Genomic DNA, 20,306 nt, shown 5'->3' on the forward strand with positions numbered 1-20,306 from the left:
GCTGGATTAGGCGAAAATTTGGTCTGATATAGCGGGCGATGTCATCCACGCCCGTCTACATCATCTGCTCGCCCCGCCCGCAGGTCGGCAAGACGCTGATCGCACGGCTGCTGAGCGAATTTCTGCTGCTGAAGAACGGCGATGTGATCTCCTTCGACATCAACTTGAAGGAGCCGTCGCTGGTCGACTATCTGCCGCGGATCACGGAAACCGCCGACGTGATCGACACCTACGGCAAGATGCAATTGATGGACCGCGTCATCATCAATGACGGCGTCGCCAAGGTGATCGACCTCGGCTACCACGCCTTCGACGAATTCTTCAAAATGTGCGACGAGATCGGCCTGATGAAGGAGGCGCTGCGCCGCCGCGTCGCGCCGGTGATCCTGTTCGTCGCCGACATCGACCGCGTCTCGGCGCGGGGCTACGACACGCTGTATCGGCTGATCCCGCCGAACGCGCTTGTCGTGGTCGACAACGAATTCGTCGTGCGCGGCGAGTTGCCGCCGGTGATGTCCCGCAGCCGCGTGCTGCGCTGCCGCGCGCTGCCGGTGTTTCTCAAGACCTATATCGACCGGCTGAACTTCTCCTTCACAGGATATCTGCGCCACGAGAAGGATTCATCGACCGAGCTGCATCAATGGATCCGCCGGAACTACACCACGTTCCGCGATCTCGAATTGAGCATGCTGTTGCAACGATCCTAGAGCAATTTCGGTTCTGATTGAATCAGAACCGAAGCTCTAGATTCTTGTTTTGACGCGTTTTCTTCACGCGAACCGGTATCCACTTCGCTCGAAAACGCTCTCGCCGTCGTCCCGGCGAAGGCCGGGACCCATAACCACCGCTTTGCGTTTGGCGGCGGCTGGGGCCACAGCGTCTTTCCACAACTGACATTTGTGGTTATGGGTCCCGGCCTTCGCCGGGACGACGTGTGGAGGGTTGGTCGCTAAACCCTCAATGCCCCTCGAACGCCATCAGCGTGCGCACCGGAACGTCCATCGCCCGCAGCTTCGCGGCGCCGCCGAGATCGGGCAGATCGATGATGAAACAGGCGGCGACCACATCGGCGCCGATCTGGCGCAGCAGCTTCACCGCGCCCTCGGCGGTGCCGCCGGTCGCGATCAGATCGTCGACCAGGATCACGCGCTCACCGGGCTGCACGGCGTCGGCGTGCATCTCCATCTCGTCGAGGCCGTATTCGAGCGAATACGCGATCCGCACCGTGGTGTGCGGCAGCTTGCCCTTCTTGCGGATCGGCACGAAGCCGGCCGAGAGCTGGTGCGCCACCGCGCCGCCGAGAATGAAGCCGCGCGCCTCGATGCCCGCGACCTTGTCGACCTTCGAGCCGGCCCAGGGATGCACCAGTTGGTCGACCGCCCGCCGGAACGCGCGGGCATCTGCGAGCAACGTCGTGATGTCGCGGAACAGGATGCCCTTCTTCGGGTAATCCGGGATGGTGCGAACGGTCGACTTGATGTCCTCGTCAAAGGTCATTGGTGTTTCAACCTCTCCTCTGTCGCCCCGTCATTGCGAGGAGCGAAGCGACGAAGCAATCCACTTTTGTCTCGGTGCGGCGAAATGGATTGCTTCGCTTCGCTCGCAATGACGGTGCCGTCAGTTCGCATCCAGCCGGAATGCATTCTCCACGATGCGCAGCCCAACCTCGCCGCCGAGCGACATCAGCGATTCCGGGTGGAACTGGACGCCGGCGACCGGCAGGGTCTTGTGCTCGATCACCATCGCGACGCCGTCTTCGGTGGTCGCAGTCACCGTCAGCACGTCAGGCACGCTGTCGCGCTCGACGAATAGCGAGTGGTAGCGGCCGATCACGATCTCATTGGGCAGGTTCCGCATCAAGCGCCCGCCGCGCACTTGGACCCGCGAGGGACGGCCATGCGCGGGCTGGCCGAGCTGACCGAGCTGGCCGCCGAAATATTCGCCGATCGCCTGCACGCCGAGGCAGACGCCGAATATCGGCAGGTTCTTCTCCAGCGCGGTGCCGATGGTCTTCGCGATGCCGAAATCCTCCGGCCGCCCAGGTCCGGGTGACAGCACCAGGAGATCCCATCCCGCTCGCTTCAGCATCTCCTGGGCATGCACATGCCTGACCACGGTGACGTTGGCGCCGACCTGGCGGAAGTAATCCGCCAGCATGTGAACGAAGCTGTCGTCGTGATCGATCAGGAGCACGTTCTTGCCCGAGCCGGTAGCGTCGGGTGCGAAGTCCGACAGCGGCTTCGGCGGATCGCCGCGCAGCGCCTGGAACAGCGCCGCCGCCTTGACCTGGCATTCGCGGTCCTCGGCCGCCGGATCGGAATCGAACAGGCAGGTCGCGCCGACACGTACTTCGGCGAGACCGTCCTTCATGCGGATGGTGCGGATGGTGAGGCCGGTGTTGATGCTCCCGTCGAAATTCACGCAGCCGATCGCGCCGGCATACCAGCGCCGCGGCGAGCGCTCATGGTCCTCGACGAATTGCATCGCCCACAATTTCGGCGCGCCGGTCACCGTCACCGCCCAGGCATGAGTCAGGAAAGCATCGAGCGAATCGAAGCCCGGGCGCAGCATGCCCTCGACGTGATCGACGGTGTGGAACAGCTTGGAGTAGGTCTCGATCTGCCGCCGCGCCAGCACCTTGATGGTGCCGGGCACGCAGACGCGCGCCTTGTCGTTGCGATCAACGTCGGTGCACATGTTGAGCTCGAACTCGTCCTTTTCCGAGTTCAAGAGCTTGCGGATCTGCTCGGCATCGCCGATCGAGTCCGAGCCGCGCGCGATGGTGCCCGAGATCGGGCAGGTCTCCACCCGCCGACCGTCGGAGCGCACGAACATCTCCGGCGATGCGGAGACCAGGAATTCGCCGTCACCGAGATTCATCAGCGCGCCATAGGGTGACGGATTGATACGGCAGAGCCGCTGGAACACTTCAGCCGGCGAGCGCTCGCAGGGCTCGGCAAACAGTTGCCCCGGCACCGCCTCGAACAAATCGCCACGCGCGAACGCCGCGCGTGCGACCTCGACGGTTGCCTGGTATTCGCCCGGGGCGTGATCGGCAAAGCCCTGGCGCAGCGTCCGGGCGTAAACGCTTGCCCCTGTCTCATGCGACCGGCCTGCGGTGGATTTGCCCTTCCAGGCGAAGTCGTAGGAGAGCACCACGCCGCGGCCGGTGGCGCGGTCATAGGCGAGCAGACGGTCCGGCACATAGAGCACGATGTCGCGCTGGTCGGCCTCGCGCGGGCGCTTCTGGACGATATCCTCGATCTGGAACACGAGGTCGTAGGCGAAGGCGCCGAACAGGCCGAGCAGCGGATCGGCATTGGAGGCAAACGCCGCCACCATGTCGCGCACCAGCGACATCACGCTGGCGCGGCGGGTGCGCTGATCCTCCTCGACCGGCGCGGCGCCGCGGATGATGTGGCCAGACAGTTTCGTCGCGCTGCGCTCCGAGATCACGACGCAGGGCTCGCGCAGCACGTCGGCGAGGAAGGCGATCAGCACTTCGCCGCGCGGATTGAGCGCAGACAGCGCGAAGTCGGTGCCCGAGGTCTCCAGCACCAGCGGCGGATCGGCAAAGCCGAGGTCGAAGCTTTCGTAGCGGCCCGGCACCGTGGTGCCCGAGGACAGCACCACGCCGCGGCGGCGGTCCAAAAGGGCGATCAGATCATCGAGGCGGCTGGCGCCGCCGGTGAACTGCTCGACCACTCGCGCGACCGCGAGGCCGCCGTTGGTGAGGTACTCGCTCTTGGCCGGCAGGGAGAAGACTGTCCTGTTCATGTGATCCTCTTACGAGACTTGCCGAGAGAGCGCCACACAGGACAAACGAAGGGCAAACAAACGAACCTCGGTCGCACTGCGATGGCGACCTTCGACGTTTCTGAGAAATGAAATCGCACCGGCCACCTATGAGAAGGTGGGCCACCAATGACGGGATGGGCTGGCAACGGTGCTCATGGACCGCTACTCACCATCCGGCGCGAGCCGTGTCAAGGGATGGTCGACGGCCCCTGCCCCGGCCCAGGGATGCCTTTTCGGGGTTTGAAAGGGCGGAAATCCGCGTAGGATTTGCCGAATGGCGGCCGATCGACCGCCCAAAAAACAGACACCGGCGGAGACGCGCAGATGGCGATTTTGGGTCTCGGATATGCCGGCTTCGGCTCCGACGCACTCGACGACTGGCGGCAGTTCGGCACCGGCCTGGTCGGGCTGCAGGCGATCGAGCGCGGCAATTCGCTGCTCGCTTTCCGGATGGACGATCGCAAACAACGCATCGTGATCGACCGCACGCTAGCCGAAGGCACAAGGTTCTTCGGCTGGGAAGTGGCGGATGCCATAGCGCTCGATGCGCTGACGGCCCGGCTGGAGCGGGTGGGCGTTGCGGTGACCGCCGAACCGCAATCGCTGGCCGATGCGCGGCGCGTCCGCGGCCTGATCTCGTTCCGCGACCCCGCGGGCAACCGCCTCGAAGCGTTCCATGGTGCCGAGATCGACGACACGCCGTTCAAGCCCGGACGATCGATCTCCGGCTTCCGCACCGGGCCGCTCGGACTCGGCCACGCCGTGCTCACGGTCGAGCACATTGCGCCCGTCATGGCCTTCTATGTCGACGTGCTTGGCTTCGGCCTCAGCGACTACATCGAGAAGCCGTTCCGCGCCTATTTCTTCCACGTCAATCCGCGCCACCACTCTCTGGCGCTGATCGAGACCGGCACCAACGGCATGCATCATCTGATGATGGAGCTGTTCTCGCTCGACGATGTCGGCCAAGCCTACGACATCGCGTTGAAGGAAGACCGGGTCAACGTCACGCTGGGCCGTCACACCAACGACCTGATGACATCGTTCTACGCCAAGTCGCCGTCATCCTTCATGGTGGAGTGCGGCTGGGGCGGCCGCGAGATCGATCCAGCGAACTGGACGCCGATCGAGATGCTTGATGGCCCGAGCCTGTGGGGCCACGAGCGCGTCTGGCTGTCGCCCGAGGACCGCGCGATCGCGCGCGAGATGCGCATGCGCGCCGCCGCCGAGGGCCGGCGCGCACCCGTGCAGGTGATGGAAGGCAATTTCAAGCTGATGTCGGGAACGTGCCCGTGGTGGGACGGTGTGAAGGCAGGGAGCTGAATCGTCCGTCGTCCCTGCGAAAGCAGGGACCCATACGCCGTGGCCGCCGAAATGGGCAATCTGGCAGCCATCCCGCCAGATCAACTGCATCCGGTGGTTATGGGTCCCCGCTTTTCGCAGGGACGACATCGCATGTGCGGCTTGCCCGCCTACCCCAGATACTTCTTGAAGAAATCCGTGGCGCGGCCCCAGGCGAGTTCGGCGGCGTGGCGATCGTGCACGGATTGGCGCTGCTCGTTGACGAAGGCGTGCTCGGCGTCATAGCGGAACAGCTCGAGCGACTTGCCTGCAGCCTTCATCGCCTTCTCGAAATTGTTGACGGCCTCCGGCGTGCACCAATCGTCCTTATTGGCGAAATGGGCCTGCAGCGGGATCCTAATATCGGCGGGCTTGGCAGCCTGCTCCGGCGGAATGCCGTAGAACACGACGCCCGCGGTCAGTTCCGGCACATGCACCGCGCCGATGATGGTCACCGCGCCGCCGAGGCAGAAGCCGGTCAGCCCGACCTTGGCGCCGTTCTTGGCGAGATACTGCGCGGCGCCGCGCACCGTCTGCGTGGTGGCATCCATGAAGTCGAGTGAATTCATCTCTTTGCCGGCCGCGTCGGTGTCGTGATACGGCACCACCTTGCCCTTGTAGAGATCGGGCGCCAGCGCATCGAAGCCGGCCGCCGCGAAGCGGTCGCACAGGCCCTTGATCTGATCCGACAGGCCCCACCATTCCTGGATCACGACCACGCCCGGCGCGTTGCCGCCCGCGGCGTTGGCGAGATAGCCTGACGCGTCCTTGCCGTCCGGGCGCTTGAAGCTGATGCTGGTACCCATGAGTTCCTCCGCAATGGTTGCCGGCCGATTGGCCGGCATTTTGTCCGCAGTCGGTGGCGGACGCAATCGGGTCATGCCGTCATTCCGGGGCACTCGCTAAAGCGAACTATGGTGCGCAATTGCGCACCTGAGAATCGCGAGATTCCGGATTAGGTGCTCACGCAGCATCCCGGAATGACCACCAAATTCAGCAAATAAAAAAGCCCCCGTAGGGGCTTTTTCAATTTCATGGCGCAGACCTCGCATCAGTGCGCGTTGGCCCAGACCCGCTTCTTGGTGAAGTACATCAGGAAGGCGAAGATGATCAGGAACACGAAGACCTGCATGCCGATCCGCTTGCGCTCCTCCATGTGCGGCTCGGCAGCCCACATCAGGAAGGTCGTGACGTCGTGGGCGTACTGCGCAACGGTCGCCGGCGAGCCATCGTCGAAAGTCACCTGGCCGTCCGAGAGCGGCTTCGGCATCTTGATCGCGTGGCCGGGGAAGTACTTGTTGTAGTACGAGCCCTCCGGGATCGTGACACCCGCCGGCACCTTGTCCTCGAAGCCCTGCAGGATCGCCGAGACATAGTCGGGTCCCTGCTCCTGGTACTGGGTGAAGAAGTCGATCACGAATTGCGGGAAGCCGCGCTCATAGGAGCGTGCCTTCGCAATCAGCGACAGATCCGGGGGAGCCGCGCCGCCATTGGCCGCACGCGCCGCCTGCTCGTTCGGGAACGGCGACGGGAAGTAGTCCGCCGCACGGCCCGGACGCTCGAACATCTCGCCCTGATCGTTCGGACCGTCCTTGATCTTGTACTCGGACGCGAGCGCAGCCACCTGCGCCGTCGAGTAGCCGGGGCCACCGGGATCGGCGAGGTTGCGGAACGCGACATAGGACAGCGCGTGACAGGCCGAGCAAACTTCCTTGTAGACCTTCAGGCCGCGCTGCAGCGAACCGCGGTCATACTTGCCGAAGGGGCCGGAGAACGACCACTTCTGGGCCGGAGGCGCCTCGTTGCCCTCGGCCTTGGCGCTGTGCACGCCGCCGACCAGGAGCCCGCCCGCGACCATGAGTGCGATCGCGGTCGAGACCATCGGCTGAGCCTTGCCCCGGCTCCGCGACAGCACGTCGTCGGCGATCGAGTTCGGCACCGGACGCGGCGTCTCGATCCGCGAGAGCAGCGGCAGCACGATCAGGAAGTAGGCGAAATAGCAGACCGTCAGAATGCGGCCGGCGATCACGTAGATGCCTTCCGGCGGCTGCGAGCCGAGATAGCCGAGCCCGATGCACACCACCACGAAGATCCAGAAGAACTGCTTGGCCAGCGGGCGGTACTTCGACGAGCGGGTCCGCGCGCTGTCGAGCCAGGGCAGGAAGCACAGGATGATGATCGCCGAGAACATCGCCACGACGCCGGCGAGCTTGTTCGGGATCGAGCGCAGGATCGCGTAGAACGGCAGATAATACCATTCAGGCACGATGTGCGCCGGCGTCACGCCCGGATTCGCCGGGATGTAGTTGTCGGCGTCGCCGAGATAGTTCGGCATGTAGAAGATGAACCAGGCGTAGAAGATCAGGAAGCAGGACACGCCGAACAGGTCCTTGATCGTCGCATACGGCGTGAACGGCACGGTGTCCTTCTCGGTCTTCGGCTCGACGCCCGCCGGATTGTTCTGGCCCGCGACATGCAGCGCCCAGACGTGCAGCACGACCACGCCGGCGATCACGAACGGCAACAGGTAATGCAGCGAGAAGAAGCGGTTCAGCGTCGGGTTGCCGACCGAATAGCCGCCCCACAGCAGCGTCACGATGCTCTCGCCGAAATAGGGGATCGCGGAGAACAGGTTGGTGATGACGGTGGCGCCCCAGAAGCTCATCTGGCCCCACGGTAGCACGTAGCCCATGAAGCCGGTCGCCATCATTAAGAGGTAGATGATGACGCCGAGGATCCACAGCACCTCGCGCGGCTCCTTGTACGACCCGTAATAGAGGCCGCGGAACATGTGGACGTAGACTGCAAAGAAGAACATCGACGCGCCGGCAGCGTGCATGTTGCGCAACAGCCAGCCGTAATTGACGTCGCGGACGATCAGCTCAACCGATTTGAAAGCGAGGTCGGCGTTCGGCGCGTAGTGCATTGCCAGGATCACGCCGGTGATGATCTGCACCGCCAGCATCATCGAAAGAATGGCGCCGAAGGTCCACCAATAATTCAGGTTGCGCGGCGTCGGATAGGCCACGAAGGACGAGTGGACCAGGCCCATAATCGGAAGGCGCCGCTCGATCCACTTCAAGGCGGGGTTGGTCGGTTGATAATCGGATGGTCCGCTCATTGATGCGATCCTGAGGAAGAAAAGCGACGCGATGGGTCCAAGTCGAGGCCGAAGTCCGGAGAGGTCCGGGGCTTAGCCAATCTGGATTTTGGTATCGGAAACGAAGGTATAGGGCGGCACTGCCAGGTTGGCGGGCGCGGGCCCCTGCCGGATGCGGCCGGAGGAATCGTACTGCGAGCCGTGGCACGGGCAGAAGAAGCCGTCGTAATTGCCCTCGTGGGCGATCGGGATACAACCGAGATGGGTGCAGATGCCGATCACCACCAACCACTGATCGTGGCCCGCTTTGACACGCGCCGAATCGGCCTGCGGATCCTTCAGGCTCGAGAGCGCCACGTTCTGGGCCTCCTCGATCTGCTTCTTGGTGCGATGGCTGATGTAGATCGGCTTGCCGCGCCAGAAGACTTTGATGTCCTGGCCCTCGGCGATCGGCGTCAGATCGACCTCGATCGGCGCGCCGGCCGCGATCGTGGCGGCATCCGGGTTCATCTGGGCCACCAGCGGCCAGACGGTGGCGACTGCGCCGACCGCGGCGGCAGCTCCGGTTGCAACAAAAAGGAAATCACGGCGTGTCGGATGGTCCGCCGAAGACGCTGTCGTCACGTTTCCAAGCCCTTTCATATCCGCAGCCGGTGGAACCGCCCCGGAGACACAGAACGCGCCCAGGAAAGGCTGCCGGCGCCCGCGGCCCCCGCGGCGGCAGAAAACTGCCCTTCCGCACCCCAAACGGCGGAACAGCAGTCCAGAATCGTTCTATTGGCACCCTTGCCGGACGAGCGCAAGCCCGCTATCGGCTCGCAAGCGTGCAATGCACGAAATCCGCGCCAAGCGATGTTTTATTGAGACAATTTCACCGGACGTCACAGGTCGCCAGCATCATGCAGATCGCGCTGTTCCAGCCCGATATCCCGCAGAATACCGGGACGATTCTGCGCCTCTGCGCCTGCCTGGACGTGGCTGCCCATATCATCGAACCGGCGGGCTTCGACACCTCGGACCGGCATTTCCGCCGGGCGGGCATGGACTATCTCGACCATGTCAGGTTGAAGCGTCACGACTCATGGTCAAAATTCGAGGAATGGCGTACCGAGGCAGGGTGTCGGCTGATCCTGTTCACCACCAAGGCGGCGAAATCCTATCTTGATTTCGAGTATGCCGCTTCCGATGTCCTGCTCTTCGGACGCGAAACGGCAGGGGTCACCGATGCAGTGGTGGCCGCCGCCGATGCGCGGCTGGTGATTCCGATCAAATCGAGTTTGCGCTCGCTCAACGTGGCGGTCACAGCGGCCATGGCGGTCGGAGAAGCGCTGCGCCAGACCGGCGCGGCAACTTAAAGGGTTTGTTTAGTGAGCTACGCGGTCAAGGAGATCTTTCTGACCCTGCAGGGCGAAGGCGCCCATGCGGGGCGGGCCTCCGTGTTCTGCCGCTTCGCCGGCTGCAACCTCTGGAGCGGCCGCGAGCAGGACCGCGCCGCCGCCGTGTGCAAGTTCTGCGACACCGATTTTGTCGGCACCGATGGAACTCTGGGGGGCCGCTATGCGACTGCGCAGGAGCTCGCGGACACCGTTGCTGCGCAATGGACCGGCGGGGACGCCGACCGCTACGTGGTGCTGACCGGCGGGGAGCCGCTGCTGCAGGTCGATACGCCCCTGATCAAGGCGCTGCATGGCCGCGGCTTCGCGATTGCCATCGAGACCAACGGCACCATCGCGCCGCCAGATGGACTCGACTGGATCTGCGTCAGCCCCAAGGCCGGCTCCGAGCTCGTGGTGCGCAAGGGACACGAGCTCAAGCTGGTCTATCCGCAGTCGGAGAACAGGCCGGAGGATTTCGCCGGCCTTTCCTTCGAGCGCTTCTCGCTGCAGCCGATGGACGGACCTGACGTGGTCGAGAACACCGCGCGCGCGATCGAGTATTGCCTGAAGCACCCGCAATGGCGGCTCAGCGTGCAGACGCATAAGACGATCGGCATCAGGTGAACTGGAGCGCTTTCGAGCGAAGTGGATACGGTTCGCGTCAAGATAACGCGACCAGATAAGAATAAGAGCTTGATCCGGTTCAATCGGGTCATGCTCGAACACTGACAGAACTGGATTGTTGAACGAGATGTGGGAATTGACGAAAGCGTTCCGCTTCGAGGCTGCGCATGCGCTGTCCGGAACGACCTTTGGTGCCGCCAGCGAGGAGATTCATGGTCACTCCTTTCGCGCCGAAGTCACCGTGCGTGGCACGCCGGATCCGAAGACCGGGATGGTGGTCGACCTCGGCCTGCTCGAACGCAGCATGGCCGAAGTGCAGAAGACCCTCGACCATAAATTCCTGAACAGGATCGAGGCGATCGGAGTGCCGACGCTGGAGAACCTCTCGCGCTTCATCTGGGAGCGGCTGCAGCATGCGGGAAAGCTGACACGCGTCAGCGTCCACCGCGATAGCTGCGGCGAGAGCTGCACCTATTACGGCCCGCAGGACTAGTCATGCTGCCCACTGACCCCGCCATCATCGAGAGCCGCAAGGCCCGTGCGCGCAACTGGTTCGAGGCGTTGCGCAACGACATCTGCGCGGCCTTCGAGCGGCTCGAAGACGACGCCCCCTCCGCGCTCCATCCTGGCAGCGCGGGCCGCTTCGTGCGCACACCCTGGGACCGCACCGATCACACCGGCAAGCCCGGCGGCGGCGGCGTGATGTCGATCATGAAGGGCCGGCTGTTCGAGAAGGTCGGCGTGCACTGCTCGACGGTGCATGGCGAGTTCGCTCCCGAATTCCGTGCGCAGATTCCCGGCGCCGCGGATGATCCGCGGTTCTGGGCATCGGGCATTTCGCTGATCGCGCACTTGCGCAATCCGAACGTGCCCGCCGCGCACATGAACACCCGCTTCGTCGTCACCACCAAGGCCTGGTTCGGCGGCGGCGCTGACCTGACGCCGGTGCTGAACCGGCGCCGTACCCAGGACGACCCGGACACGGTCGCCTTCCACGCCGCGATGAAGGCGGCCTGCTCCGGTCCGAACGGCGTCGCCGACTACGACAAGTACAAGAAATGGTGCGACGAGTATTTCTATCTGCCGCATCGCAAGGAAGCCCGCGGCATCGGCGGCATCTTCTACGACTGGCACGACAGCGGCGATTGGGAGGCCGATCTGGTCTTCACCCAGGACGTCGGGCGCAGCTTCCTGAAGATCTATCCCGAACTGGTGCGGCGCAATTTCGAGACGGCCTGGACCGCGGAGGATCGCGACGAGCAATTGATCCGCCGCGGACGCTACGTCGAATTCAACCTGCTCTACGACCGCGGCACCATCTTCGGCCTCAAGACCGGCGGCAACGTGGATTCGATCCTGTCGTCGCTGCCGCCGGAGGTGAAATGGCCGTGAAGAGCCTGCCGCGTGCGATGCTGATCGACATGGATGACACCATCCTGTCGGCCTACGGCCGCCCCGAGATCGCCTGGAACAAGATCGCCACCGAATTCGCCGATGAACTGGCTCCCCTGCCCCCGGACCAGGTCGCGACCGCCCTTCTCGCGTCCGCACGGCAATTCTGGTCGAAGGCCGAGCCGATCTGGCGGATCAGGCTCGCCGAAGCGCGCCGGCTGACCGTGAAGGGCGGTTTCGCGGCGCTGGCGGCGGCCGGACACCGCGCGCTGTCGGACGATCTCGCGAACCGCATCGCCGATCGCTTCACCACGCTTCGCGAGGAAGAAATGTTCGTCTTCCCCGGCGCGCACGAAGCGATCGACGCGCTGAAGGCGCTCGGCATCAAGCTCGCGCTGGTCACCAATGGCGCCGCCGACATGCAGCGCGCCAAGGTCGAGCGCTTCGCGCTGGGCCATCGCTTCGACCACATACAGATCGAGGGCGAGCATGGTTTCGGCAAGCCGGAGGAGCGCGCCTATCTGCACGCAATGCAGGCGCTGGGCGTCACCGCACCGGACACCTGGATGATCGGCGACAATTTGGAGTGGGAGGTCGTGGCGCCGCAACGGCTCGGCATCTATGCGATCTGGATGGACGTGCATGGCGACGGCCTGCCGCCGGGATCGACGGTCAAGCCCGACCGCATCATCCGCTCGCTGACCGAACTGGTACCCGCGGCCCACAAATAGCGCCTCGCCGGTTGCTCTGCGCACCCGCTTTGCGTCGGCGAAGCCGGACAAAATTCACAGCCGATGGTCGCGCGTGAAGCGGGATACGGTCTGGTCGGCGATATCAGACAACACTTGCGGATCCAGCGGGAAATCCGCCGCCAGCCAGGCATCCTCGGCCAGGGTCAGGACATGTCCCAATGCCGGTCCCTCGGCAATCCCGCGCGCAATGAAATCCGACGCTCTCAGCGGAAAGTGAGGCGCGCGCCAGCGCTGCGGCAGCGTCGCAAGCGCGCGCCACTGGTCGACATTCCGGCCCGCGCCGGTCCGCGCCCAGGCGAGCAGGAGCCGGTCGCGATAAGGCTGCTCGTCGAGCCGATAGAGCCGGCGCTTTGCATGCGCCTCGTCCATGCCGGGTAACCGCCACCAGCGATGCCCCATCGAGTCGAGCGCCTTGGCTTCGGCATTGGAGAGCCGCAGCCTGCTCGCGATGCGACGCGCGTCCTCGGTCACGGCAACCGTCAGCGCGGCGAGACGGCGCACCGCGCTTGGCGCCAAGCCCATCAGCTTCTCGATCTCGATCATCGCCGCGAACGGCCCGGTATAAGCGACGCCGCCAAACAGCGGCAGCAGCAGGCCGCCGTCCGCCATCGCGACGACCGCGGCGGCGGCACCGTACGCCACCACGAGCTTGAGCATCTCCATGCGGATGCGCTCCGCCGAGAGCCCGCCAAGCCCGCCGCGCCCCCCGATGCAGGCGAGATAGCCGGTGCGATCGACCTCGCCGGCGCCATAGGCGGCGTGGAAGCGGAAGAAGCGCAGGATGCGCAGATAATCCTCCGCGATCCGCTGCGCGGGATCGCCGATGAAGCGCACGCGCCTCGCCTCGATGTCGGCGAGGCCACCGACGTGATCGTGCACGACGCCCTCAGCATCGACCGATAGGCCGTTGATGGTGAAGTCACGTCGCTCGGCATCCCGCACCCAGTCGCGGCCGAACGTCACCTTGGCCTTGCGGCCGTAGGTTTCGGTATCCTCGCGCAGCGTCGTCACCTCGAACGGATGGCCCTCGATCACCAGAGTGACCGTGCCGTGCTCGATGCCGGTCGGCACGCTCTTGATGCCGGCCTGCTTGGCGCGCCGAACCACCTCGTTGGGCAGGGCGGTGGTGGCGATATCGATGTCGCCGAGCGGAATTCCCATCAACGCGTTACGGACGGCGCCGCCGATCACGCGCGCCTCCTCGCCGTCGGCATTGAGCAGGTCGAGCACGCGTGCGGCCGGACCGGAGGCCAGCCATGGCGCGTCGGACAACAGGCGCACCTCGCTCATTTCTCAGCTCCGGGCACCAGCCTGCCGTTCTCGATATGGGCGGGCACGTAGGTCGAGTTCGGCGGCGCGCCGGTGTACTCGGCGAGCAGGACGAAGCTGACGATGACGAGCAGCAGCGCCGCGAGCGTCAGCTTGGCCAGCATGTCGAGCGGCCACGAAGCCGGCAGCGCCACGCCGGCGCGCGTCGCGATCAGGAAGCCGGCATAGACCGCGAACGGGATCAGGAAGATTCCGATCTCGGTCAACACCGTGCGTATCATGACAGGTAAATCCGCTCGTACAGCACGCGTAAGATGCCCGCGGTCGCGCCCCAGATGTAGCGTTCGGCGAACGGCATCGCGTAATAGGAGCGATCCATGCCGCGGAATTCCTTGGTGTGGATCTGATGATTCTCCGGATTCATCAGGAAGGCGAGCGGCACCTCGAAGGCGTCGACGACCTCGGCCTCGTTGATCTCGAGCGCAAACCCCGGCTGCACCTTGGCGACCGTCGGCAGGATGCGGAAGCCGAATGCGGTGCCGTAAAGGTCAAGATAGCCGACCGGATCGATGAAGTCGCGCTTGAGCCCGACCTCCTCGCAGGCCTCGCGCAGCGCCGCATCGAGCGGCGAGGCGTCGGTGGCGTCGATCTTGCCGCCGGGAAACGAAATCTGGCCGGCGTGGCTCGACAGATGGGGCGAGCGCTGTGTCAACAACACGGTCGGTTCGGGACGATCGACCACCGGGATCAGCACGGCAGCCGGCCGCACCGGCTGCTCCTTCGCGACGATCTCGAGCATGCGATCGTTGCCGGAATCTCCGGTGCGCGGAATGATATGCGGATCGACCAGGCCCGGCGGCACATCGAAAGTGAGCCGCGCGCGCGCCCGCGCAAAGAATTCCGTCGAACTGATCGTCGCCGGCCCCGCCTTCAGCAACGGCTCATTCAAAGTGCGTCCCTCACCTGCTTCGCATCCGCCATCGCGAAGAACTCGCCCCCGGACTCGACGCCGAACATTTGGCGACCATCGATCATCCGCTCCTCGCCCATGTCAACAAGATCGTAATAGAGCGCGCGCGTGACCTTGGCCCAGAGATCGGCGCGGACATGCAGATAGGGCGTCAGCCCGCCATCCGCGGCGACCTCGAAGCGCAGGCCATGGCCCTTCTCGCAATCGACCCAATCGTCGACATTGGTACGGAACCTGAGCAGTCGGCCGCGGTTGTCTTGCTGCTTTTGCATTTCGACGGCGAGAAACGGTGCATCATCGACGCGGATGCCGACTTTCTCCACAGGTGTCACGAGAAAGTGCTTGCCGTCCTCGCGTTTCAGGATCGTGGAGAACAGCCGCACCAGCGCCGGACGGCCGATCGGCGTTCCCATGTAGAACCAGGTGCCGTCACTGGCGATCCGCATGTCGAGATCGCCGCAAAATGGAGGATTCCACAGATGCACCGGGGGTAGTCCCTTGCGCCCCGGCGGAGCCGATGTCGTAGCTTGATTGACCGCAGCGGTGAGGCCTTCGAGACCCTTGCTTTCGAGGCCCGTGGCTTCACGATCCCGATCGGTCTGCCCTTGCTTCGCCATTGTTTGCCTTAAAAAATCCTACCTTCAATCTGGCACGATTGGTGCACGTGTCTTGAGATGTGGTCGGGATGCCGTTCTCGCCACATCGTGATGCCGTTCATACCCTGAAATACCGATAAGGTGGGGATAGTTTAATTCAACGAATACATGGCCTTCGTGCAGGTTTAGCATGACGGCCATGACATGACGACGCGGGAATCGCGCGCATCGTCGAGAAGGAGCGGACGAAATGGCTGGTGCAGACAGCGTCGAGAAACTGGAGGACGTGATCGTCCGTTCGGCCGAACAGGTCGCCGGCCAGATCCGCGCCGCCAGGGAAGCGGTTTCCACTGTTATTTTCGGCCAGGATCAGGTGATCGAACACACGCTGGTGACGATTCTGTCCGGCGGCCATGCGTTGCTGATCGGCGTCCCCGGCCTTGCGAAGACTAAGCTGGTCGAGACGCTCGGTGTTACGCTCGGGCTCGACGCCAAGCGCATCCAGTTCACGCCGGACCTGATGCCGTCGGACATTCTCGGTGCCGAAGTGCTGGATGAGAGCTCGACCGGCAAACGCTCGTTCCGCTTCATCTCAGGTCCGGTGTTCGCGCAGCTATTGATGGCCGACGAGATCAACCGCGCTAGTCCGCGCACCCAGTCGGCACTGCTGCAAGCCATGCAGGAGCAGCACATCACGGTTGCCGGCGCGCGGCATGACCTGCCGAAGCCGTTCCATGTGCTGGCAACGCAGAATCCGCTGGAGCAGGAGGGCACCTATCCACTGCCCGAGGCGCAGCTCGATCGTTTCCTGATGGAGATCGATGTCGACTATCCCGATCGCGACGCCGAGCGGCGCATCTTGTTCGAAACCACTGGTGCTGAGGAGACTCTCGCCAAGCCGGCGATGGACGCGGAATCGTTGCTCACCGCGCAGCGGCTGGTGCGCCGCCTGCCGGTCGGCGATTCCGTGGTCGAGGCGATCCTGTCGCTGGTCCGCGCCGCACGTCCCGGCCCCGAAGGCGGCGAAGCCGGCAAGCTGATCGCCTGGGGACCGGGTCCCCGCGCCAGCCAGGCGCTGATGCTGGCGGTGCGCGCCCGCGCGCTGCTCGACGGGCGGCTCGCGCCCTCGATCGACGACGTGCTCGATCTCGCGGAGCCCGTGCTCAAGCACCGCATGGCCTTGACCTTCTCGGCGCGCGCCGAGGGCCGCACCATTCCTGATGTGATCAGGCAGTTGAAGACGCGGATTGCTTGATGGCCGCAGAGAACAAGCACCTGAACGAGGAGAAGCTGGCGGTCCGACGTGCAGATGGCGAAAGCCGAACGCTCGCCGCATCGCTGCCGCGTCTGGTGCTTGAGGCCCGCCGCATCGCCGCCAACGTGATCCACGGCCTGCACGGCCGCCGCCGCGCCGGCGCGGGCGAGAGCTTCTGGCAGTACCGCCGCTTCGTCTCCGGCGAGCCGGCGCAGCGCGTCGATTGGCGACGCTCGGGCCGCGACGACCACCTTTATGTTCGCGAACAGGAATGGGAAGCGGCGCACACCATCTGGATCTGGCCCGATCGCTCGCTCTCGATGGCCTTTGCCTCGCGCGGTGCCCGCGACAGCAAGCTCGAGCGCGGCCTGATCGTCGCCTTCGCGCTGGCAGAGCTCCTGGTCGCCGGCGGCGAACGCGTCGGCGTTCCCGGCCTGATGAGCCCGACCGCGAGCCGCGCCGTGCTCGACAAGATGGCGGAGGCGATGTTGCACGACGACAAGACACGCGCGAGCCTGCCGCCTTCCTTCGTGCCGTCGTCGCTCGCCGAGATCGTGGTGCTGTCGGACTTCTGGTCGCCGCTGCAAGAGATCAAGACGATGCTGGCCGGGCTCGCCTCGTCGGGCGCACATGGCACGCTGATCCAGGTCGTCGATCCCGCGGAGGAGACCTTCCCCTATTCGGGTCGGGTCGAATTCGTCGAGCCCGAGGGCGGCGGTATCATCACCGCGGGCCGCGCCGAAAGCTGGACGACCGACTATGTCACGCGCGTTGCGTTGCATCGCGACCAGATCCGCGCTGAGACCAACAGGCTCGACTGGCTGTTCTCGACCCACACCACCAGTCGCTCCGCGGCCGAGCTGCTGTTGTTCCTGCACGCCGGAATGATGGCGAGCAAGAGCGGCGGGCGCCCGACCGTCAAGGCGGGACGAAGCGCATGATCGCCGGCCTCCCCCTCTCCTTCGTCGAACCGATGCTGCTGCTCGGGCTGGTCAGCCTGCCCGTGCTGTGGTGGCTGCTCCGCGTGATGCCGCCGCGTCCGCGGCGCATCGAATTCCCGCCGACGCGGTTGTTGTTCGACATTACGCCGCGGGAGGAGACACCGGCGCGTACGCCATGGTGGCTGACGCTGCTCAGGCTTGCTGCCGCCGCGCTCGTCATCCTCGCCGCAGCCGGTCCGATCTGGAATCCGCAAACCGGCATCGCCGCGAGCAAGTCACCGCTCGTCATCCTGCTCGACGATGGCTGGAGCGCCGCATCGAGCTGGGATGCCCACATCAAGGCCGCCGACGAGCTGATCGCCAACGCCGAGAGCGACCGCCGCGGCGTCGCGCTGGTGCCGCTGTCGGAGCCTGCCCGCGACATCACGCTGATGCCGGCCGGCACCGCGCGCGTCGCGCTGCGCCAACTCGCGCCGAAGCCATACTCGATCGACCGGGTCGACACCCTTGCGACGCTCGGACGCTTCCTCAAGACGACCGGCGATTGCGATATCGCCTGGCTGTCCGACGGTGTCGATACCGGACGCGGCACCGAGTTCACTGAAGGCCTCGGCAAGGTGATCGAGGGCCGCAGCCTGACGATCTTCGAGGGCGGCACGCCGCCCGCGCAGGCGCTGGTCGCGGCCGAGAATGCTGCTGCCAAGATGACCGTGAGGGTGTTGCGAACCGACGGCGGGATCGCCAGCGGCACCGTACGCGCCCTCGATGCCAAGAGCTCGCCGATCGGCGAAGCCCACTACAGCTTCACCCCGCAGGAACGCGAGACCGAGGCCTCCTTCGATCTTCCGGTGGAGCTACGCAACGACATCGCGCGGCTGGAAATCGCCGGCGAGCGATCGGCCGGCGCGGTTCAGCTTCTCGACAAGCGCTGGCGCCGACGCGCGATCGGCGTGGTCTCCGGATCAAGCATGGATACCTCGCAGCCGCTGCTCGCCTCGACGTTCTATCTGTCGCGTGCGTTGCAGCCATTCGCCGATGTGCGGCTGGGGGATCGTGGCGCGCCGCAGCAGGTGATCGGGCAATTCCTCGATCAGCGGCTACCGATGATCGTGATGGCCGACGTCGGCACGCTGTCCCCAGAGATCCGCGACCGCCTCAACGCCTGGGTCGAGCAAGGCGGCGTGTTGGTCCGCTTCGCAGGTCCCCGCCTCGCACAGGCCGACGACGACCTCGTTCCCGTCAAGCTGCGCCGCGGCGGCCGCACCCTCGGCGGCAGCCTGACCTGGGAGAAGCCGCAGCATATGGCTTCGTTTGCCGCCGATGGCCCATTCGCGGGATTGAGCGTACCGAAGGATGTCACCGTGAGCCGGCAGGTGCTGGCGGAGCCGGACGCCGTGCTGGCGACGAAGAGCTGGGCGTCGCTCGAAGACGGCACGCCGCTCGTCACCGGCGAGCATCGCGGCAAGGGCGTGATCAGCCTGTTCCATGTCGGCGCCGACATGCGCTGGTCGGACTTGCCGATGTCCGGCACCTTCGTCGAGATGCTGCGGCGGCTGGTCGACATGTCCGGCTACACCTCGAAGCCCGGCCCAGGTGTTGCGACCGATCCGAAGGCCGAGACGGTGGCGCCGCTGCGGACGCTCGACGGCTTCGGCGCCTTCGGCCCGCCGCCATCGAGCGCCAAGCCGATTTCGGCGGACTACCACGACCGCGCCACGGCCGATCACCCGCCCGGCCTTTACGGCCCGGCCGACGGCCCGGTCGCCATCAACACGCTCGCATCGTCCGACCGCATCGCGCCGCTCGATACCTCGAGCCTGAGCGCGCGACGCGCGAGCTACACCAACGCCGAGCCCCGCGATCTCCGCGGTATCATGCTGTCGTCGGCGCTCGCACTGTTCCTGATCGACGCGATCGTGGTGGCGATGCTCGGCGCCGGCCTCGCCGCAATACTCCGGCGGCGCGCGGCACCTGTGGTGCTCGCCTTCGCGTTCATGCTCGTAGCCATGGTGCCCTCGGCCACGCACGCCGAAAGCGGCGACGACTTCGCCATCAAGGCGACGTCGCAGACCAGGCTTGCCTATGTCGTGACCGGCAATGCCGACGTCGATTCCATCGTCAAGGCCGGAATGTCCGGGCTGACGCTGTTCCTGGCGCAGCGCACCGCGCTGGAAGCCGGCGATCCCGTGGGCGTCGACCCGGCACACGACGAGCTTGCGTTCTTTCCGCTGATCTACTGGCCGATCGTGCCGGGCGCGCCGAAGCCGCCGCAGGACGCGATCAACAAGATCGACGCCTACATGAAGCAAGGCGGCACCGTCGTGTTCGACACCCGCGACGCCATTGAGGCGTCGCCGAACGACAACGGCTCATCACAGACGCCGGGCATGCAGACGTTGCGCGAGTTGCTGTCCACGCTCGATGTCCCCGAGCTCGAGCCGGTGCCACGCGATCACGTGCTGACCAAGACGTTCTACCTGCTGCGCGATTTCCCCGGCCGCTTCAACTCGGGCCAGACCTGGGTCGAGGCGCTGCCGCGCGAGGATGACGAGGAAGCGGCCGCGCAACGCCCGGCGCGCGGCGGCGACGGCGTCTCGCCGATCATCATCACCTCGAACGATCTGGCCGGCGCCTGGGCGATCCGGACCGACGGACAGCCGATGCTGCCATTGACGCCGGGCGAGCCGCGGCAGCGCGAATTCGCCTTCCGCGCCGGCGTCAACATCGTGATGTACACCCTGACCGGCAACTACAAGGCCGATCAGGTGCACGCGCCTGCCCTCATCGAGCGGCTGGGACAGTAGAGATGCAAGTGACGCGTTCAACCGTCCACACCGTCATATCGGGGCGATGCGAAAGCATCGAACCACAGAGGCGCGCTGCGCATCGGGG

19 protein-coding genes are annotated in these 20,306 nt (G+C 65.2%); 10 read left to right on the top strand and 9 right to left on the bottom strand.

Annotated features, from left to right (window positions below; translation table 11 throughout):
* The first annotated feature begins 38 nt into the window (after positions 1-38).
* Positions 39-707 carry a hypothetical protein gene (locus P6U25_RS29275; RefSeq protein ID WP_407148224.1) on the top strand — a complete coding sequence of 223 codons (669 nt, stop codon included), beginning with the start codon at positions 39-41 and terminating at the stop codon, positions 705-707.
* 250 nt (positions 708-957) lie between these two features.
* On the opposite strand, the gene P6U25_RS29280 is transcribed toward P6U25_RS29275, so the two are convergent.
* Positions 958-1,497 (bottom strand): adenine phosphoribosyltransferase, encoded by a 540-nt coding sequence (locus P6U25_RS29280; RefSeq protein WP_407148225.1) that lies wholly within the window; start codon positions 1,495-1,497, stop codon positions 958-960.
* A 120-nt stretch (positions 1,498-1,617) separates the two neighbouring features.
* Entirely contained in the window at positions 1,618-3,777 is a 2,160-nt protein-coding gene (locus P6U25_RS29285) for an anthranilate synthase component I (RefSeq protein WP_407148226.1), read from the bottom strand.
* 345 nt (positions 3,778-4,122) lie between these two features.
* Here P6U25_RS29285 and P6U25_RS29290 point away from each other — a divergent pair, with 345 nt between their 5' ends.
* The gene (locus P6U25_RS29290; RefSeq protein ID WP_407148227.1) at positions 4,123-5,121 is read left to right on the top strand and encodes a VOC family protein; all 999 of its coding nucleotides are present in this window, start codon (positions 4,123-4,125) and stop codon (positions 5,119-5,121) included.
* A gap of 149 nt (positions 5,122-5,270) precedes the next feature.
* Here the strand turns inward: P6U25_RS29290 and P6U25_RS29295 are convergent, their stop codons facing one another.
* The 3 genes from P6U25_RS29295 to petA form a co-directional block, all read right to left on the bottom strand.
* Positions 5,271-5,945, bottom strand: coding sequence for a dienelactone hydrolase family protein (locus tag P6U25_RS29295; RefSeq protein ID WP_407148228.1), 675 nt, complete (start codon positions 5,943-5,945; stop codon positions 5,271-5,273).
* A gap of 245 nt (positions 5,946-6,190) precedes the next feature.
* Positions 6,191-8,260, bottom strand: coding sequence for a cytochrome c1 (locus P6U25_RS29300; RefSeq protein ID WP_407148229.1), 2,070 nt, complete (start codon positions 8,258-8,260; stop codon positions 6,191-6,193).
* A 72-nt stretch (positions 8,261-8,332) separates the two neighbouring features.
* Positions 8,333-8,863 (bottom strand): ubiquinol-cytochrome c reductase iron-sulfur subunit, encoded by a 531-nt coding sequence (gene petA, locus P6U25_RS29305; RefSeq protein ID WP_407148230.1) that lies wholly within the window; start codon positions 8,861-8,863, stop codon positions 8,333-8,335.
* A 275-nt stretch (positions 8,864-9,138) separates the two neighbouring features.
* Between petA and P6U25_RS29310 the strand changes: the two genes are divergently transcribed.
* From P6U25_RS29310 to P6U25_RS29330, 5 genes are all read left to right on the top strand, one after another.
* Entirely contained in the window at positions 9,139-9,594 is a 456-nt protein-coding gene (locus tag P6U25_RS29310; protein ID WP_407148231.1) for a tRNA (cytidine(34)-2'-O)-methyltransferase, read from the top strand.
* Positions 9,595-9,606: 12 nt separating this feature from the next.
* Complete coding sequence (gene queE, locus P6U25_RS29315) at positions 9,607-10,239, top strand: 7-carboxy-7-deazaguanine synthase (protein WP_407148232.1); 633 nt, start codon at positions 9,607-9,609, stop codon at positions 10,237-10,239.
* 127 nt (positions 10,240-10,366) lie between these two features.
* Complete coding sequence (locus P6U25_RS29320) at positions 10,367-10,732, top strand: 6-pyruvoyl trahydropterin synthase family protein (RefSeq protein WP_407152646.1); 366 nt, start codon at positions 10,367-10,369, stop codon at positions 10,730-10,732.
* 2 nt (positions 10,733-10,734) lie between these two features.
* Positions 10,735-11,631: an oxygen-dependent coproporphyrinogen oxidase gene (gene hemF, locus P6U25_RS29325; protein ID WP_407148233.1), complete on the top strand. Its 897-nt coding sequence runs from the start codon at positions 10,735-10,737 to the stop codon at positions 11,629-11,631.
* On the top strand, positions 11,622-12,362 hold the full coding sequence (locus P6U25_RS29330) for an HAD family hydrolase (protein WP_407148234.1): 741 nt from the start codon (positions 11,622-11,624) through the stop codon (positions 12,360-12,362). Before hemF ends, P6U25_RS29330 begins: the two co-directional genes overlap by 10 nt.
* 54 nt (positions 12,363-12,416) lie before the next feature.
* On the opposite strand, the gene P6U25_RS29335 is transcribed toward P6U25_RS29330, so the two are convergent.
* From P6U25_RS29335 to P6U25_RS29350, 4 genes are read right to left on the bottom strand one after another with little or no spacing between them, the layout of a single operon-like run.
* Positions 12,417-13,673, bottom strand: a complete 1,257-nt coding sequence (locus P6U25_RS29335) for a CCA tRNA nucleotidyltransferase (RefSeq protein WP_407148235.1) — start codon at positions 13,671-13,673, stop codon at positions 12,417-12,419.
* Complete coding sequence (locus P6U25_RS29340) at positions 13,670-13,933, bottom strand: DUF6111 family protein (protein WP_407148236.1); 264 nt, start codon at positions 13,931-13,933, stop codon at positions 13,670-13,672. The genes P6U25_RS29335 and P6U25_RS29340 overlap by 4 nt, the downstream gene beginning before the upstream one ends.
* Positions 13,930-14,565: a CoA pyrophosphatase gene (locus P6U25_RS29345; RefSeq protein WP_407152647.1), complete on the bottom strand. Its 636-nt coding sequence runs from the start codon at positions 14,563-14,565 to the stop codon at positions 13,930-13,932. The genes P6U25_RS29340 and P6U25_RS29345 overlap by 4 nt, the downstream gene beginning before the upstream one ends.
* A 32-nt stretch (positions 14,566-14,597) precedes the next feature.
* A complete protein-coding gene (locus P6U25_RS29350) occupies positions 14,598-15,239 on the bottom strand; it encodes a DUF1285 domain-containing protein (protein WP_407148237.1) in 642 nt (213 codons plus the stop codon).
* A 229-nt stretch (positions 15,240-15,468) separates the two neighbouring features.
* Between P6U25_RS29350 and P6U25_RS29355 the strand changes: the two genes are divergently transcribed.
* The 3 genes from P6U25_RS29355 to P6U25_RS29365 are packed head-to-tail and all read left to right on the top strand — an operon-like array spanning position 15,469 to position 20,218.
* Complete coding sequence (locus tag P6U25_RS29355; RefSeq protein ID WP_407148238.1) at positions 15,469-16,473, top strand: AAA family ATPase; 1,005 nt, start codon at positions 15,469-15,471, stop codon at positions 16,471-16,473.
* The gene (locus P6U25_RS29360) at positions 16,473-17,414 is read left to right on the top strand and encodes a DUF58 domain-containing protein (protein ID WP_407148239.1); all 942 of its coding nucleotides are present in this window, start codon (positions 16,473-16,475) and stop codon (positions 17,412-17,414) included. The genes P6U25_RS29355 and P6U25_RS29360 overlap by 1 nt, the downstream gene beginning before the upstream one ends.
* On the top strand, positions 17,414-20,218 hold the full coding sequence (locus P6U25_RS29365) for a DUF4159 domain-containing protein (protein ID WP_407152648.1): 2,805 nt from the start codon (positions 17,414-17,416) through the stop codon (positions 20,216-20,218). Before P6U25_RS29360 ends, P6U25_RS29365 begins: the two co-directional genes overlap by 1 nt.
* The last annotated feature ends 88 nt before the right edge of the window (positions 20,219-20,306 follow it).

The organism is Bradyrhizobium sp. ORS 86 (genome assembly GCF_045571475.1).
Classification (GTDB): domain Bacteria; phylum Pseudomonadota; class Alphaproteobacteria; order Rhizobiales; family Xanthobacteraceae; genus Bradyrhizobium.

Excerpts from the sequence above, each read along its gene's own strand:
- P6U25_RS29275 (WP_407148224.1), top strand. The coding sequence starts at position 39 with ATGTCATCCACGCCCGTCTACATCATCTGCTCGCCCCGCCCGCAGGTC.
- P6U25_RS29280 (WP_407148225.1), bottom strand. The coding sequence starts at position 1,497 with ATGACCTTTGACGAGGACATCAAGTCGACCGTTCGCACCATCCCGGAT.
- P6U25_RS29285 (WP_407148226.1), bottom strand. The coding sequence starts at position 3,777 with ATGAACAGGACAGTCTTCTCCCTGCCGGCCAAGAGCGAGTACCTCACC.
- P6U25_RS29290 (WP_407148227.1), top strand. The coding sequence starts at position 4,123 with ATGGCGATTTTGGGTCTCGGATATGCCGGCTTCGGCTCCGACGCACTC.
- P6U25_RS29295 (WP_407148228.1), bottom strand. The coding sequence starts at position 5,945 with ATGGGTACCAGCATCAGCTTCAAGCGCCCGGACGGCAAGGACGCGTCA.
- P6U25_RS29300 (WP_407148229.1), bottom strand. The coding sequence starts at position 8,260 with ATGAGCGGACCATCCGATTATCAACCGACCAACCCCGCCTTGAAGTGG.
- P6U25_RS29310 (WP_407148231.1), top strand. The coding sequence starts at position 9,139 with ATGCAGATCGCGCTGTTCCAGCCCGATATCCCGCAGAATACCGGGACG.
- P6U25_RS29320 (WP_407152646.1), top strand. The coding sequence starts at position 10,367 with ATGTGGGAATTGACGAAAGCGTTCCGCTTCGAGGCTGCGCATGCGCTG.
- hemF (WP_407148233.1), top strand. The coding sequence starts at position 10,735 with ATGCTGCCCACTGACCCCGCCATCATCGAGAGCCGCAAGGCCCGTGCG.
- P6U25_RS29330 (WP_407148234.1), top strand. The coding sequence starts at position 11,622 with ATGGCCGTGAAGAGCCTGCCGCGTGCGATGCTGATCGACATGGATGAC.
- P6U25_RS29335 (WP_407148235.1), bottom strand. The coding sequence starts at position 13,673 with ATGAGCGAGGTGCGCCTGTTGTCCGACGCGCCATGGCTGGCCTCCGGT.
- P6U25_RS29340 (WP_407148236.1), bottom strand. The coding sequence starts at position 13,933 with ATGATACGCACGGTGTTGACCGAGATCGGAATCTTCCTGATCCCGTTC.
- P6U25_RS29350 (WP_407148237.1), bottom strand. The coding sequence starts at position 15,239 with ATGGCGAAGCAAGGGCAGACCGATCGGGATCGTGAAGCCACGGGCCTC.
- P6U25_RS29355 (WP_407148238.1), top strand. The coding sequence starts at position 15,469 with ATGGCTGGTGCAGACAGCGTCGAGAAACTGGAGGACGTGATCGTCCGT.
- P6U25_RS29360 (WP_407148239.1), top strand. The coding sequence starts at position 16,473 with ATGGCCGCAGAGAACAAGCACCTGAACGAGGAGAAGCTGGCGGTCCGA.